This is a genomic window from Corynebacterium sp. (assembly GCF_022712275.1).
Lineage (GTDB): Bacteria > Actinomycetota > Actinomycetes > Mycobacteriales > Mycobacteriaceae > Corynebacterium.
Genome location: NZ_JALAGU010000008.1, coordinates 1 through 12,350 on the forward strand (window position 1 = coordinate 1; position 12,350 = coordinate 12,350).

Here is a 12,350-nt window from a genome sequence, read left to right on the forward strand (position 1 = left end):
CCTCAACACCCCACCCCAGCCACACCTACCCCTGCCGGTACACCTCCACCCCGTCCTTCACCGTCGACAGCACCGTCAGCCCCGCCAGATCCTCGTGCGCACAGGTCAGCGGGTCCCGGTCGACAACGATGAGGTCGGCCCGCAGCCCGGCGCGGATCCTGCCTTTGTCCGCTTCCTCGCCGTACTGGTACGCAGCTGCGCTGGTCACCGCGCGCAACGCCTCGTAACGGTCCACCGACTGCTCCGGGCCGACAAGTGTGCCCCGCGAACTCCGCCTGGTCACCGCTGTTGCAACCGAGACCGGCATGTCCGGATCGGTGACCGGCGCATCCTGGTGGAAGGTGACCGCTACTCCCCTGTCGAGGGCGGAACGCACCGGGGAAATCCGCCGACCACGCCCGGGCCCGAGGTTGCGTAGGTGGGTGTCCCCCCAGAACCAGACATGTCCCACGAAGAATGATGCGATCATCCCCAGTGCCGGCATCCGGTCCAGCTGGTCGGCGCGTACCGTCTGGGCGTGGATCATCACCGGACGCAGTGACGCCGCCCCCGGATGAGACTCCGCCACATGGGCGTAGGCGTCGAGGAACTGCTCCGAGGCGGCGTCCCCGTTGCAGTGCGCGAGCACCTGATAGCCACTGTCCACCGCGCGGGCGATGAGACTGCCGACCTGGTCGTCCGGCAGTGCCGGATAGCCGCACTGGCACCGTCCCGGTTCCTCGTGCTGGTGGTCCGCAGCAGCTTCACTTTCAGCACCACCACCCGAAGCAACCTCTTCCTCCGGCTCATAGGGTTCCGACAGCCATGCCGAGCGAGCCTGCGGCGAGCCGTCGAGGATCAGTTTGCAGCCGCCCAGCCTGACCCGCCCCTCATAGCTGCCGATGCGCTCGGGATGAGCATCGAGGACGTCCAACCCACCGGTGGTGACGATCGGGTAGGCCACCACATCCAACGCGAGATCACCGTCCTCACCGGCGGCGATCAGGGCGTCCACCTCCTCGGGCGAGGCCGCGCCCTCCTGCACCGTGGTGATGCCTCGGGAAAGGTACTCACGCTGGGCGGTGAGAATCGCCTCCCGCTGGTCCCCCGGACTCCCGGGGCTCAGCAGCGACGGTCCCGTCTCCCCGTCTCCACCGGCGGCGGCGAGTCCCTCGGCCAGCACCAGCATCGCGGAGATCTCCTCTACGTACCCGTCCGGGGTCACGCGATCGTCCTCTCGACCGAACCGGCCGCCGTCGGGATCCGGCGTTCCGGACGTGATCCCCACCAGTTCCAGCACCACCGAGTTCACCACCAGCATGTGCGAGGAGCGGTGCACGGCGATGACAGGCACCGTGGTGCTCACCCGGTCGAGATCGTGCCGGGTGGGATGCCGGTAGCCGGGCAGATTGTTGTGGTCGTAGCCCAGACCGACCACCGGCGAGGCATCCTGTGCAGGACGCCCGACAAGCCGTTCGGCCAGCGCGTCGACGATACCGTCGATGTCCGTACAGTCGCGCAGATCGACCTGGCGCGCTGCCTTGCCGTAGCTCATGAAGTGCCCGTGGGCGTCAATGAATGCCGGCAGCAGGACACGCCCCGCCAGGTCCACCTCATCGACCTCGCTGCCCGCGTCCCCGAACCGCTGCCGGGCCGTGACGAGATCACCGACGTAGACGATCCGGTCACCCTCGGTGACCACGGCCTCCACCGGGGTGGCCGGTGCCTCCCCACCGGTCGCAGCGTCCTCATCCATCGTGATGACCGTGCCGGAGTGGTAGAGCGTCGCCATGTCAGTTGCCTCCCGTCGGTGCGGTGTCGGCGGCCGGTCGGCCCACCGTGGATGCCGCGTCGACCCCGGTCTCCGGGACGTCGTCTGCGACAGCCTCCGGTGTTCCAGCGTCCTTCGGCGTCCCGGTGAGACGGTAGGACGCCCGGTCGAAGTCCCCGGCCCAGTATGCCAGCAGCAGATAGCCGAGCAGACACACGGCGATGAGCACCACGGCCAACGGAGTGGACAGTGCCCCTGCGAAGACCGCCGAGACGATGATCACCACCGGAAACACCACCTGCTCCGGCAGGTTCATCAGTCCCATCTCCGCGCCGGTCGGCGTCCGCAGTGACGGGTCCACGATACGGACCAGCGCCAGCCCGGTCGGAGCTGTGCCCGTACCCGTGCCGAAGACCCCGAGAGTCCGCTCGAAATCATGGTCACTGCCGTAGTGCTTCCCGAGGTACACACTGATCAGTAGGGTGACCGCAGAGACCACGACCGTGACGACGAGGATCGGGACGATCCAGTCCACCACCACGGACAGCTGCACCGCCATGAACGCGGTGACCACGGTGAAGTCGCTGAACAGACCGGTGATCCGCCGCTGCAGCCCCGGGTCGATGATGTGGGCGGCCCCGGCCCTGCCCAACAGCCAGCGCAGCAGATAGGCGGCGAACAGACCGTTCATGAACATCATGCCGCTCATCGTCTCACCGACGAATCCGGGGATCAGTCCGAAGAGTGCGGAGATACCTGTGGCGCCGAGGTAGCAGACCCCGACGATGGACAGGGCGAAGCCGAGGGACTCGATGCTGCCGGAGAACGTGGTTTCCCGGCCCATGGATTCGGCGTCGTCCCCGGGGCCGTGGAGTCCCCGCTTCGTGAACCCGGTGATTCCCACCGTGTGGTGCGTCGCGTCACGGGAGATTCCGCGTTTGGCCAGTGGCACCCCGATGAGGAATGCGGCGAGGAAGCCGAGGGAGGCGAAGGTCAGCCCCACGCTCACCGCCTGGTCCCAGCCCTGGTCGGCGAAGATCGCCCCGAAGGTCGCGGCCTGGCCCGGCCCCTGGGCGAAGCCGAACGCGGCCATGAGCCCGTACTCCGCGGGCATGCCGAACACGCTGCCGAGGGATGCCACGACCCCGACACCGATGAGCTCCTGGACCGCGAAGAGGACGACCCAGGTCAGGCCCATGGCCCAGGCACCGCGCAGCAGCGGCGACTGGGGCACGAAGCGGCGCCGACCACGGCGACCCGTTGTTCCACTCCCCTGGTCCGGATCCGGGGACGCCGGCGCGGCGGTGAGCCCGATGGAGATGAAGGTCAGGGTGAACAGTTCGATGGTGATGTTGCCGAACAGGGTGGCGTCCACCCCGTCGATGGCCGACCCGAGGCCGGCGTTCATGACGACCGTGCCGAGTACACCGGCGATGACGATGGCCGGGACGAGATTGTTCCGGAACAGTGGTACCCACCGGCGCAGCAGCACCCCGGCGCTGCACAGTGCTCCGACGAGCGCGAGTGCGATGACCCCGCTCATGACGGCGTCGCCTCCGGATACGTGAATGTCATCGTGTGCCCCTCTCGTTGTCGGTGGGACACGGGTCGTCCGTGCCCTGCGTGAAATTCAGCGTGCCAGAGGCATCCGTCGAGACAGGCACGATACTTGCAGGATGAATCACTGTCTGGACGCGTCACGCTGCTACGCTCCATTTCATGACTGAAAGCACATCTCCGGCAGACAACCCTGCCCCCACCACCGTCGCCACCGGCATGACCTTCACCGAGTGCCCACGCTGGCACGGGGGCCGCTGGTACTTCGTCGACTTCTACAGCCACCGCGTCCTGTCGATGGAGGCCGACGGGGCTGACCTGCGCACCGAGCTCACCGTCCCCGCCCAACCGTCGGGCCTGGGTTGGCTACCGGACGGGCGCCTGCTCGTGGTGTCCATGAAGGACCGGAAGATCCTGCGCCGCGAGGCCGACGGCACCGTCGTCGAGCATGCCGACCTCAGCGACCTGGCCGCCTACCCGCTCAACGACATGGTCGTCGACGAGGTGGGGCGCGCCTACGTCGGCAACTTCGGCTTCGACCTCATGGCCGGGGAGGACGCCGCCCCCACCCCGCTCATCCTCGTCGACACCGACGGGTCGGCCCGGCACATCAGCGAGCCGCTGTACTTCCCCAACGGATCCGTCATCACTCCGGACGGTAAGACCCTCATCGTCAACGAGACCTTCGGCAACCGCGTCAGTAGCTTCGACATCCTCGAGGACGGTTCGCTGGGCCCGCGCCGCGACTGGGCGGTCTTCGGCCCGCTGTCGGAGAACCGGAACCTCGACGTCGTCGAGGCGCAGTCCGTGGTCTCCGCAGATGGCTGCGGTCTGGACGCCGACGGCAACCTATGGGTGGCGGACGCCCTGGGTGGCCCTACCCTGCTCGTCGCCGAGGGTGGCGAGATCCTCCGGCGCGTGAGCCTCGACTCCCCCGTCTTCGCCTGCATGGCCGGCGGGCCCGACGGCAGGGACCTCTTCCTCTGCTGCGCACCCGACTTCGACGAGAAGCGGCGCTCAGCGACTCCGGAGGCCACGGTCCGCCTCGCCCGGATCACCACTCCCCACGGCGGGCGTCCGTAAACCGGTCCCCGGCCCCGGCCCCCAGGCGCCGATGCGCCTGCAACAGGCCCCCGCCTACTCCAACCCCCAGTTCCACCCCGCCGTCGCGGTACGCAGGTGGGCGTAGGACCGCACCGTCCGCCCGTTGAACGGTGCGGAGGCCGGGGCCGTCCCGGGAACGGTCCAGGTCGGCGGCGCGTCCTCGCCGGAGAGCGTCCACGCCGCCTGACGGGCGGCACCCAGGGCCACGTACTCCGCAGGATCCGGGACCAGAACCTCCACCCCGAAGATCGAAGGGGCGATCGCCCGCACCGCCGCCGACCGGGCACCGCCGCCGATCAGCAGTACGCGGCGCACCTTCTCCCCCGTCGCGCCGACGAGCGCCTCCACCGCGTCCTTCATCGAGCAGAGCAGCCCCTCGACCGTCATCCGGGCGAAGTCCTCCCTGGTCGTGGCGGTGGTCAGCCCCTGGATGATGCCGGTGGCGTCCGGTCGGTTCGGCGTCCGCTCCCCGTCGAGGTAAGGCTGCAGAACAAGACCACCGGCGCCGGGAGCGGCGTCCAGCGCCAGCCGGTCGAACTCCTCCCAGTCCACGCCCAGCAGGCGGCGTCCCAGATCAAGGACGCGGGCCGCATTCAACGTCGCGACCAGCGGCAGGTACCTCCCCGAGGCGTCGGCGAAGCCGGTGACCACGCCGGCGGAATCGTGGACACTGTCCTCAACCACCGCAGACGCCACCCCGGAGGTCCCGATGGAGACACACACGTCCCCGGGACCGAGCCCCAGACCGAGGGCCGCGCCCTGGTTGTCCCCCGTGCCCGGCGCGATAACTGTCCCCCGCGCCGCAGCCCCGGCACACACCGACGCCGCGACAGTGCCCAATGCCTCGTTCGGCGCGGCGAGGTACGGCAGGTCGACGGGATGCCCCAGGGCACTCTCGGCGAGCTCCGGCAGCCACCGGCGCTCCCGGGTGCTGTAGTACCCGGTTCCGGACGCCTCCCCGTGATCGGTCGCGGTGACCAGCCCACCGGACAGGAATCGCGTGAGGTAGTCGTGCGGCAGCAGGACCGAGGCGGTGCGGGCGGCATTCTCCGGCTCGTGGTCCCGCATCCACCGCAGTTTCGTCGCGGTGATCGAGGCTACGTAGCGACTGCCCGTGAGATCGACGCAGGCCGCAGGCCCACCGAGCTCCTCGATGAGCTCCTCGGCGGCGCGGGCGGACCGGGTGTCGTTCCACAGCAGGGCGTCCCGCACGACCTCGCCTGACCCGTCCAGGGCGACCATGCCGTGCTGCTGGCCGGCGACGGCGACGGCGTCCGCCTTCTCCAGCAGTCCGGCGGTGGCGGTCTGCATCGCGTCAATCCAGGCCCGGGGATCGACCTCCGTGCCCTCGGGATGGGTGGCGCGACCCTCACCTACGACCTCGCCGGTGGCGGCGTCGACGAGCAGCGCCTTGCAGGACTGGGTGGAGCTGTCGATTCCCAGGACGAATGCCATCAGAGTTCCTTTCCGGTGGTGTCGGTGTCCCCGACGATGTGGACGTTCGCGCCGGACGCCCGCAGCCGTTCCCGGTCGGCCTCGGAGGTGTCCGCGTCGGCGACGATGTGGTCGAAGTCGCTGAGATCGGCGACCTTGAACAGTCCCGGGGCGTCGAACTTCGTCGCGTCGACGAGCAGGACCTTGACCAGGCCCAGTGCCACGAGGGCGCGCTTGGTGTCCGCGGCCTCGACGTCGGGGTGGAACAGGGCGGTGCCGTCGGCGGTGGCGCGCAACGAGGTCGTCGAGACGAAGGTGATGTCGGCGGACAGCTGGCAGAGCTGCTCATTGGTGCCGGCCCCGAGGAAGGAATCGGTCTCCGGGATGTACTGTCCGCCGCAGGCGATGAGGCGGATCCCGGTGACGCCGCTGCGGCGGGTGTGGTTGTACATCGCGGCCAGGGAGTGGGTGATCAGCGCCGAGGGGTGCCGGTCCGGAAGCAGGCCGACGAGCGGTTCGAGGGTGGTCGAGTCATCGACGGCGACCACGTCGCCCTCCCCGATGAGTTCGGCGGCCCGGGTGCACAGCGCCGTCTTGGTGTCCCGGCGTAGTTGGCGGCGCTGGCCGACCGCCAGCTCACTCATCGAGGGGCTGACCGAGCGCGCTCCGCCGCGGACCCGCTCCAGCAGATGGTCTGCGGCGAGGGTGTCGAGGTCTCGGTGGACGGTCATCTGGCTGACGTCGAAGTGCCGGGCGAGTTCCTCGATGCGGGCGGTGCCGTGCCGGGTGACGTAGGCGACGATGTTCTCCCGTCGTCGGTCGGGCCCGGCGACGCTGGCGGGTTGTGACATGGGGTACACGCTACCACGGCGCCATGTGATCTGACCTCACTTTTCAACATAACCATGTGATTTTGCGTGACTTTTCCACACATACGCGGTACATTTAGCCGCATTGCGCACCAAAAGTTGTGACGTGCGCCCCATACCCTCCCCTGGAGCACAGGAGAACACATGACCTCACCACAGCCCCTCCTCGACCGGCTCGGCATACCCCGCGCCCTCATCTGGGGATTCATCGGCCTCACCCTGTTCATGATCGGCGACGGGGTCGAGACCAACATCCTCGAACCCTTCCTCCGCGACGACCACGGCTTCTCGACCTCCCGGGTCGGCACCCTCGTCACCGTCTACGGCATCGCCGTCGCGATCGCCGCCTTCTTCGCCGCCGCGCTCTCCGACCTCTGGGGTCCACGCCGCGTGATGGCCCTCGGCGCGGTCGTCTGGGTGGTCCTGGAACTCACCTTCCTGCTCGTCGCCCTGACCACCTCGAATGCCCCGCTGATCTTCATCACCTACGGACTCCGCGGCTTCGGCTATCCGCTCTTCGCCTACGGTTTCCTCGTCTGGATCAGTGCCGTGGCCCGCCCCGAGGACCGGGCCACCGGCGTCGGCTGGTTCTATGTCGCCTTCTCCGCCGGCCTGCCGACCCTCGGCGCCCTCGTCGCCACCATCTCGCTCAATGTCATCGACCTGGACTTCTACCAGACCCTCTGGGTCTCTCTGGTCCTTGTCCTGGTCGGCTCCACCATCGTCTTCGTCGGGGTCCGCGAACCCCGTGGACGCCGTCCACTGGTCGACAACCCCGAGGAGGTCAGCGCGACGCTCTCACGTGGCGTCCGCCTGCTGGTCACCGACTCCCGCTTCCGCTATGTCACCGCGATCCGCACCATCAACTCGGTGCCGACCTACGCCATGGCGGTCTTCTTCCCCGCCTACTTCACCGACGATCTCGGCTGGCGACTCGGATGGTTCCTCATCCTCACCACGGTGATCTACGCGGTGAACCTCCCCTTCAACCCGCTGTTCGGACGCATCGGTGACCGCTACGGCTGGGCGCGCACCATGTTCTGGTGCGGCGCGGTGCTCTGCGCCGTCGCACTCGGGCTGGTCTACTTCACTCCGCTCGTCGGCCAGGCGCTCGGGCTGCCCGATCCGGTGACCTACGGCATCACCCTCGCCTTCGGCGCTGTCTTCGGTATCGGACTGGCCGGGTATGTCCCGCTGTCCGCCATCGCCATCTCCCTGGATCCCGAGCACCCGGGTGCCGCGATGGCGACCTACAACCTCGGCGTCGGCGCGGCGGTGGCCGTCGGCCCCCTGCTCGTCGCTGTCTTCCTGCCGCTCGTCGGCCCCACCGGACTCACCGTCATCATGATCGGCCTCTACTTCGTGTCCGCCTGGATGTCGACCCGTCTCAAGGGCACCCAGCCCGGCTTCGACGGCACCCCCGTCCGCGTCGCCCACGCATCCGAATCCACCTCCGCATCCGAACCCTCATCCGCACCCGACAAGGAGAACATCCAGTGAGCACCCCGACCACCTCCACCCTCCCCCACCTCGGCACCGCGACCCTGGACGCCGTCGCCGCGACCGGGGCGGCCGTCCCCGCCTACGACCGGGCCGCCGTCACCCCGGGCATCGTCCACATCGGCGTCGGCGGGTTCCACCGGGCCCACCAGGCGATGTACCTCGACCGACTGATGAACCAGGGCCAGGCACTGGACTGGGGCATCGTCGGCCTGGGCGTCATGCCCTCCGATGTCCGCATGCGCGATGCCCTCGCCGGCCAGGACCACCTCTACACCCTGACAACCAAAGCACCGGACGGCATCGAGGACGCCCGGGTCATCGGCAGCATCATCGACTACGTCTTCGCTCCGGACGACCCGGCCGCCGCCGTCAACCTGCTCGCCGACCCGCAGATCCGCATCGTCAGCCTCACCGTCACCGAGGGCGGATACAACATCGACCACGTCACCGGCGAGTTCCTCCACACCTCGGAGCACATCGCCCACGACCGGGCCGAACTGCAGGCCGGACGCCACAGTGACCTGCGGACCTTCTTCGGGCTCGTCACCGCCGCCCTGGCCGTACGCCGCGCCGCAGGGATTCCGCCGTTCACCGTCATGAGCTGCGACAACATCCAGGGCAACGGAGAGGTGGCCCACCGCACCTTCCTCGCCTTCGCGGCGTCCGTGGACGCGGAGCTGGCGACCTGGATCGAAGAGAACGTCGTCTTCCCCAACTCCATGGTCGACCGGATCACCCCGGAGACCACCGACGCCGACCGCGCCGACGTCGCCGGACACGGGTACACGGATGCCTGGCCGGTGGTGTCCGAGGACTTCACCCAGTGGGTGCTGGAGGACCGTTTCACCGCGGGGCGTCCCCCCTTTGAGAAGGTCGGGGTCGAGGTCGTCGAGGACGTCGTCCCCTACGAACTGATGAAGCTCCGGCTGCTCAACGCCTCCCACCAGGGTCTCTGCTACTTCGGTCACCTCGCCGGGCACCGGATGGTCCACGAGGTGATGGCGGATCCCCGCTTCGCACGGTTCCTGCTAGCGTACATGGAGAATGAGGCGACCCCCACACTGCGTCCGCTGCCCGGGGTGGACCTGGACGCCTACCGACACACCCTCATCGCCCGGTTCGGCAATGTCGCGGTGAAGGACACGGTCGCGCGGCTGTGCGCCGAGAGCTCCGACCGGATCCCGAAGTGGCTGCTGCCGGTCATCCGGGAGAACCTCGCTGCAGGACGCCCCGTCGACCTCTCCGCGGCGATCGTCGCCTCCTGGGCGCGCTATGCCGAGGGCACCGACGAGCAGGGCAGGCCCATCACGGTGGTCGACCGGATGGCCGACCGTCTCACGGCGTCCGCGTCCCACAACCACGAGGACGCACTGGCATTCCTGCGCGACCGTGAGGTTTTCGGCGATCTGGTGGATTCCCCCGACTTCACTGCGACGTACACCCGGACACTGGCATCGCTGCACACCGACGGAGCGGAGGCGACGCTGGACATGCTGCTGGGAAGCTAGACAGTGAGGAAGTGCACAGTGTTCATCCTTGTGTGACCGGCGGCCCCGGTAGTACGTTCAGGAACGGTCACCACCCGAAAGTGAAGGAAGCATTTCCTTATCCAACGCTTCCCGATCTTCCCCATGAACGTTCTGTCCATGCCCTCCCCACACTGAAAACCCACGAAGGATCTCCGTGCTTCTCCGCTCCCTCGCCCGCTCGACCAGTCCGCTACGCTCCCCGCGCACCGGCCTCACCGCCGTCGTCGTCGCCGCCAGCCTCGTCATCGCCGGCTGTTCCTCCGACGACGACAGCGACTCCAGCTCCAACACCTCTGCCGACGCTGATTCCGGCAACGACGCCTCCGAGGTCACCATCAGCCACGTCTACGGCGAAGACACCTACCCCACCAACCCGGAGACCGTCGTCGCCATCGGCACCGCCGTCGACAACCTCCTCGCCCTCGGCATCACCCCGGACGCCATCGTCGAACGCCCCGATGACAAGGACGCCGCCTGGAAGAACGACCAGCTCGAAGACGTAGAGCGTATCCCCCTGTCGGACCAGAACGTCCCGCTGGAGGAGATCGCCGCGCTCGAACCCGACCTCATCGTCGGCGACCTCTACCGCATTCCCGAGGAGGCGTACGACGCACTGAAGGACGTCTCCCCGGTCCTGCCCGGTATCGACCAGACCGCAGACTGGGAACCGCAGCTGCAGGCGCTCGGCAAGATCTACCAGAAGGAGGACGAGGCACAGCAGGTCATCGACGACGATGAGCAGGCTTTCGCCGATGCCCGTGAAGAGCTCTCCGGACTCGAGGGCAAGACCGCCCTGACCGTCCAGGACCGTGGTGGCCAGTTCGGCGTCATCGCCGACCCGGACAATATCGCCAACAGCTTCTACTCCCGGCTCGGCATGACGCTGCCCGAGGCCTTCACCGACGGAACCCTGCAGGTCGAGAACGGCCGTGTGATGATCTCCTACGAGCGGGTCGATGACCTCTCCGCCGACTTCATGGGCATGTACGCCACCGAGGGCATGGACAAGATCCGCGCGATCGCCGGCTACGACAAACTGCCCCAGGTCGAGTCCGGTGCCGTCGTCGAGGACGACAAGTCGGTCATGGCCGCGCTGAACATCCCCTCCTCGCTGTCCAACGCCTGGCTGCTGGACACCATCAAGGACCAGCTGAAGATCGCGGCGGAGGCCTGAGCCCCAGGCCTCTTCCTGGTTACTGGACGAGGCGTCCTTCCTGGTCGAACTGGTAGGTGCGCGCACCGGAGAGAATCATGATGAACTCGACGAACGCCCAGATCGCCACGGCGGTGATGAGGAGTCCGGCGGCGATAAGCAGCACGACACCGAGGCCGATGAGGCCGTCATTGTCGTCGTAGCGGTAGTAGCCGTAGCCGGAGGACGTGGTGACCCAGTCACTGTTGGCGTCGATACCGGCGCCGATACAGACGAAACCGACGATGAGGCCGACCCAGCCCACCACGGTCATGACCAGCTGGGCGACGGACTTGCCCGTCTTGCCGAAGTAGAAGTTGTGGGCACCGAGGCTGCCGAGGAAGAACGCCAGCAACGCGCCGACGATCTTCGTCTTCGGGGAGACCGGGACATTCGGTGGGAAACCGGGCCCCGCGTAGCCCTGAGCGGGGTACGCGCCACCGGGGTACCCGGGCTGTGCGTAGCCGGGAACGACGTAGGCGTTCTGCGGGTAGGCACCCTGCTGGGGATAGCCGGCCTGCTGCGGATAACCGCCGGGGTTACCGGACTGCTGGTCAGCCTGGAAGCCCCCCTCGTTCTGCACCTTCTCGAACTCGTCGGAGAAGGGCGACTGCGGGAACTGCTCGTCGTCCCGGTTGGTCGACGGTCCTGGATCAGTCACGGTGGGCTCCTCTGGGGTCACGTGGGTTCACTGCGGCGGGAAACGTGCGATGTGCCCGCTCATCGTAACGGATGGCACCGCCCCCCTGGGCCAGCATCGTCTAACGCAGCACAAGACCCTTGTCGTCGGTGGCGTACCCGGCCGATCCGGTGAGGATGAGGATGAACTCGACGAAAGCCCAGATGCCGATCGCGGGGAACAGGACGTAGAGCGTCCCGAAGATCATGATGAGGCCCATGGCGAAGAGAGCTTCGTTGCCGTTGTCGTAATAGTAGGAGGAGCCGGTGTCGTAGTTCGCGGCGAGGATGATGCCGACGACGATGAAGATCCAGCCGAGGATCACCAGCAGCAGCTGGGCCAGGGCCTTGCCGTTCTTGCGGAGATAGAAGTTGTGTCCGCCGGCCCAGCCGAGGAAGAACGCCAGCACCGCGGCAGTGGTCTTCGACTTCTCTGAGAAGCCGGGGTGCCCCGGGTACATGCCGTAGGCCGGGGCTGCAGCGTACTGGGGATACTGGCCGTACGGGGCATTCGGGGCATAGGGCGGGTAACCGGCGGGGACGCCCTGCGGCGGGTACTGCCCGTAGGCCGGCTGCTCCGGATACTGACCGTACTGCGGGTACTGGCCTGCCTGGCCTGCCTGGCCACCGTCGTCGGCCGGCCGACCGTCACTGCTGTTCCAGGTGCCCGGATCGGTCACGCGGTTCCTCCTGTGGTCCGGCACCGGCCGATGGGGGGGGGAGGCCGGCGCGAT

Annotated in this window: 10 protein-coding genes; 4 read left to right on the forward strand and 6 right to left on the reverse strand. The window is 67.9% G+C overall.

Annotation, left to right across the window (positions count from 1 at the left end):
* Positions 1 to 25: 25 nt before the first annotated feature.
* The gene (locus Q0A27_RS00845; RefSeq protein ID WP_291473192.1) at positions 26 to 1,771 is read right to left on the reverse strand and encodes an amidohydrolase; all 1,746 of its coding nucleotides are present in this window, start codon (positions 1,769 to 1,771) and stop codon (positions 26 to 28) included.
* 1 nt (position 1,772) lies between these two features.
* Complete coding sequence (locus tag Q0A27_RS00850; protein ID WP_291473193.1) at positions 1,773 to 3,293, reverse strand: hypothetical protein; 1,521 nt, start codon at positions 3,291 to 3,293, stop codon at positions 1,773 to 1,775.
* 176 nt (positions 3,294 to 3,469) lie between these two features.
* Between Q0A27_RS00850 and Q0A27_RS00855 the strand changes: the two genes are divergently transcribed.
* Positions 3,470 to 4,390, forward strand: a complete 921-nt coding sequence (locus Q0A27_RS00855; protein ID WP_291473194.1) for an SMP-30/gluconolactonase/LRE family protein — start codon at positions 3,470 to 3,472, stop codon at positions 4,388 to 4,390.
* A 54-nt stretch (positions 4,391 to 4,444) separates the two neighbouring features.
* On the opposite strand, the gene xylB is transcribed toward Q0A27_RS00855, so the two are convergent.
* Both xylB and Q0A27_RS00865 read right to left on the reverse strand, forming a co-directional pair.
* Positions 4,445 to 5,866: a xylulokinase gene (gene xylB, locus Q0A27_RS00860; RefSeq protein WP_291473195.1), complete on the reverse strand. Its 1,422-nt coding sequence runs from the start codon at positions 5,864 to 5,866 to the stop codon at positions 4,445 to 4,447.
* The gene (locus tag Q0A27_RS00865) at positions 5,866 to 6,696 is read right to left on the reverse strand and encodes a DeoR/GlpR family DNA-binding transcription regulator (RefSeq protein ID WP_291473196.1); all 831 of its coding nucleotides are present in this window, start codon (positions 6,694 to 6,696) and stop codon (positions 5,866 to 5,868) included. The genes xylB and Q0A27_RS00865 overlap by 1 nt, the downstream gene beginning before the upstream one ends.
* A 162-nt stretch (positions 6,697 to 6,858) precedes the next feature.
* Here Q0A27_RS00865 and Q0A27_RS00870 point away from each other — a divergent pair, with 162 nt between their 5' ends.
* From Q0A27_RS00870 to Q0A27_RS00880, 3 genes are all read left to right on the forward strand, one after another.
* Entirely contained in the window at positions 6,859 to 8,214 is a 1,356-nt protein-coding gene (locus tag Q0A27_RS00870) for an RbtT/DalT/CsbX family MFS transporter (RefSeq protein ID WP_291473197.1), read from the forward strand.
* Positions 8,211 to 9,725: a mannitol dehydrogenase family protein gene (locus Q0A27_RS00875; protein WP_291473198.1), complete on the forward strand. Its 1,515-nt coding sequence runs from the start codon at positions 8,211 to 8,213 to the stop codon at positions 9,723 to 9,725. The genes Q0A27_RS00870 and Q0A27_RS00875 overlap by 4 nt, the downstream gene beginning before the upstream one ends.
* Positions 9,726 to 9,900: 175 nt before the next feature.
* Positions 9,901 to 10,920, forward strand: a complete 1,020-nt coding sequence (locus Q0A27_RS00880; protein WP_291473199.1) for an ABC transporter substrate-binding protein — start codon at positions 9,901 to 9,903, stop codon at positions 10,918 to 10,920.
* Positions 10,921 to 10,939: 19 nt separating this feature from the next.
* Here the strand turns inward: Q0A27_RS00880 and Q0A27_RS00885 are convergent, their stop codons facing one another.
* Together Q0A27_RS00885 and Q0A27_RS00890 are read right to left on the reverse strand one after the other, a co-directional pair.
* Positions 10,940 to 11,599: a TM2 domain-containing protein gene (locus Q0A27_RS00885; protein ID WP_291473200.1), complete on the reverse strand. Its 660-nt coding sequence runs from the start codon at positions 11,597 to 11,599 to the stop codon at positions 10,940 to 10,942.
* Between the two features lie 100 nt (positions 11,600 to 11,699).
* Entirely contained in the window at positions 11,700 to 12,296 is a 597-nt protein-coding gene (locus tag Q0A27_RS00890) for an NINE protein (protein WP_291473201.1), read from the reverse strand.
* Positions 12,297 to 12,350: the final 54 nt, after the last annotated feature.

Coding starts and splice junctions, on each gene's coding strand:
- Q0A27_RS00845 (WP_291473192.1), bottom strand. CDS start 1,771: ATGGCGACGCTCTACCACTCCGGCACGGTCATCACGATGGATGAGGAC.
- Q0A27_RS00850 (WP_291473193.1), bottom strand. CDS start 3,293: ATGAGCGGGGTCATCGCACTCGCGCTCGTCGGAGCACTGTGCAGCGCC.
- Q0A27_RS00855 (WP_291473194.1), top strand. CDS start 3,470: ATGACTGAAAGCACATCTCCGGCAGACAACCCTGCCCCCACCACCGTC.
- xylB (WP_291473195.1), bottom strand. CDS start 5,866: ATGGCATTCGTCCTGGGAATCGACAGCTCCACCCAGTCCTGCAAGGCG.
- Q0A27_RS00865 (WP_291473196.1), bottom strand. CDS start 6,696: ATGTCACAACCCGCCAGCGTCGCCGGGCCCGACCGACGACGGGAGAAC.
- Q0A27_RS00870 (WP_291473197.1), top strand. CDS start 6,859: ATGACCTCACCACAGCCCCTCCTCGACCGGCTCGGCATACCCCGCGCC.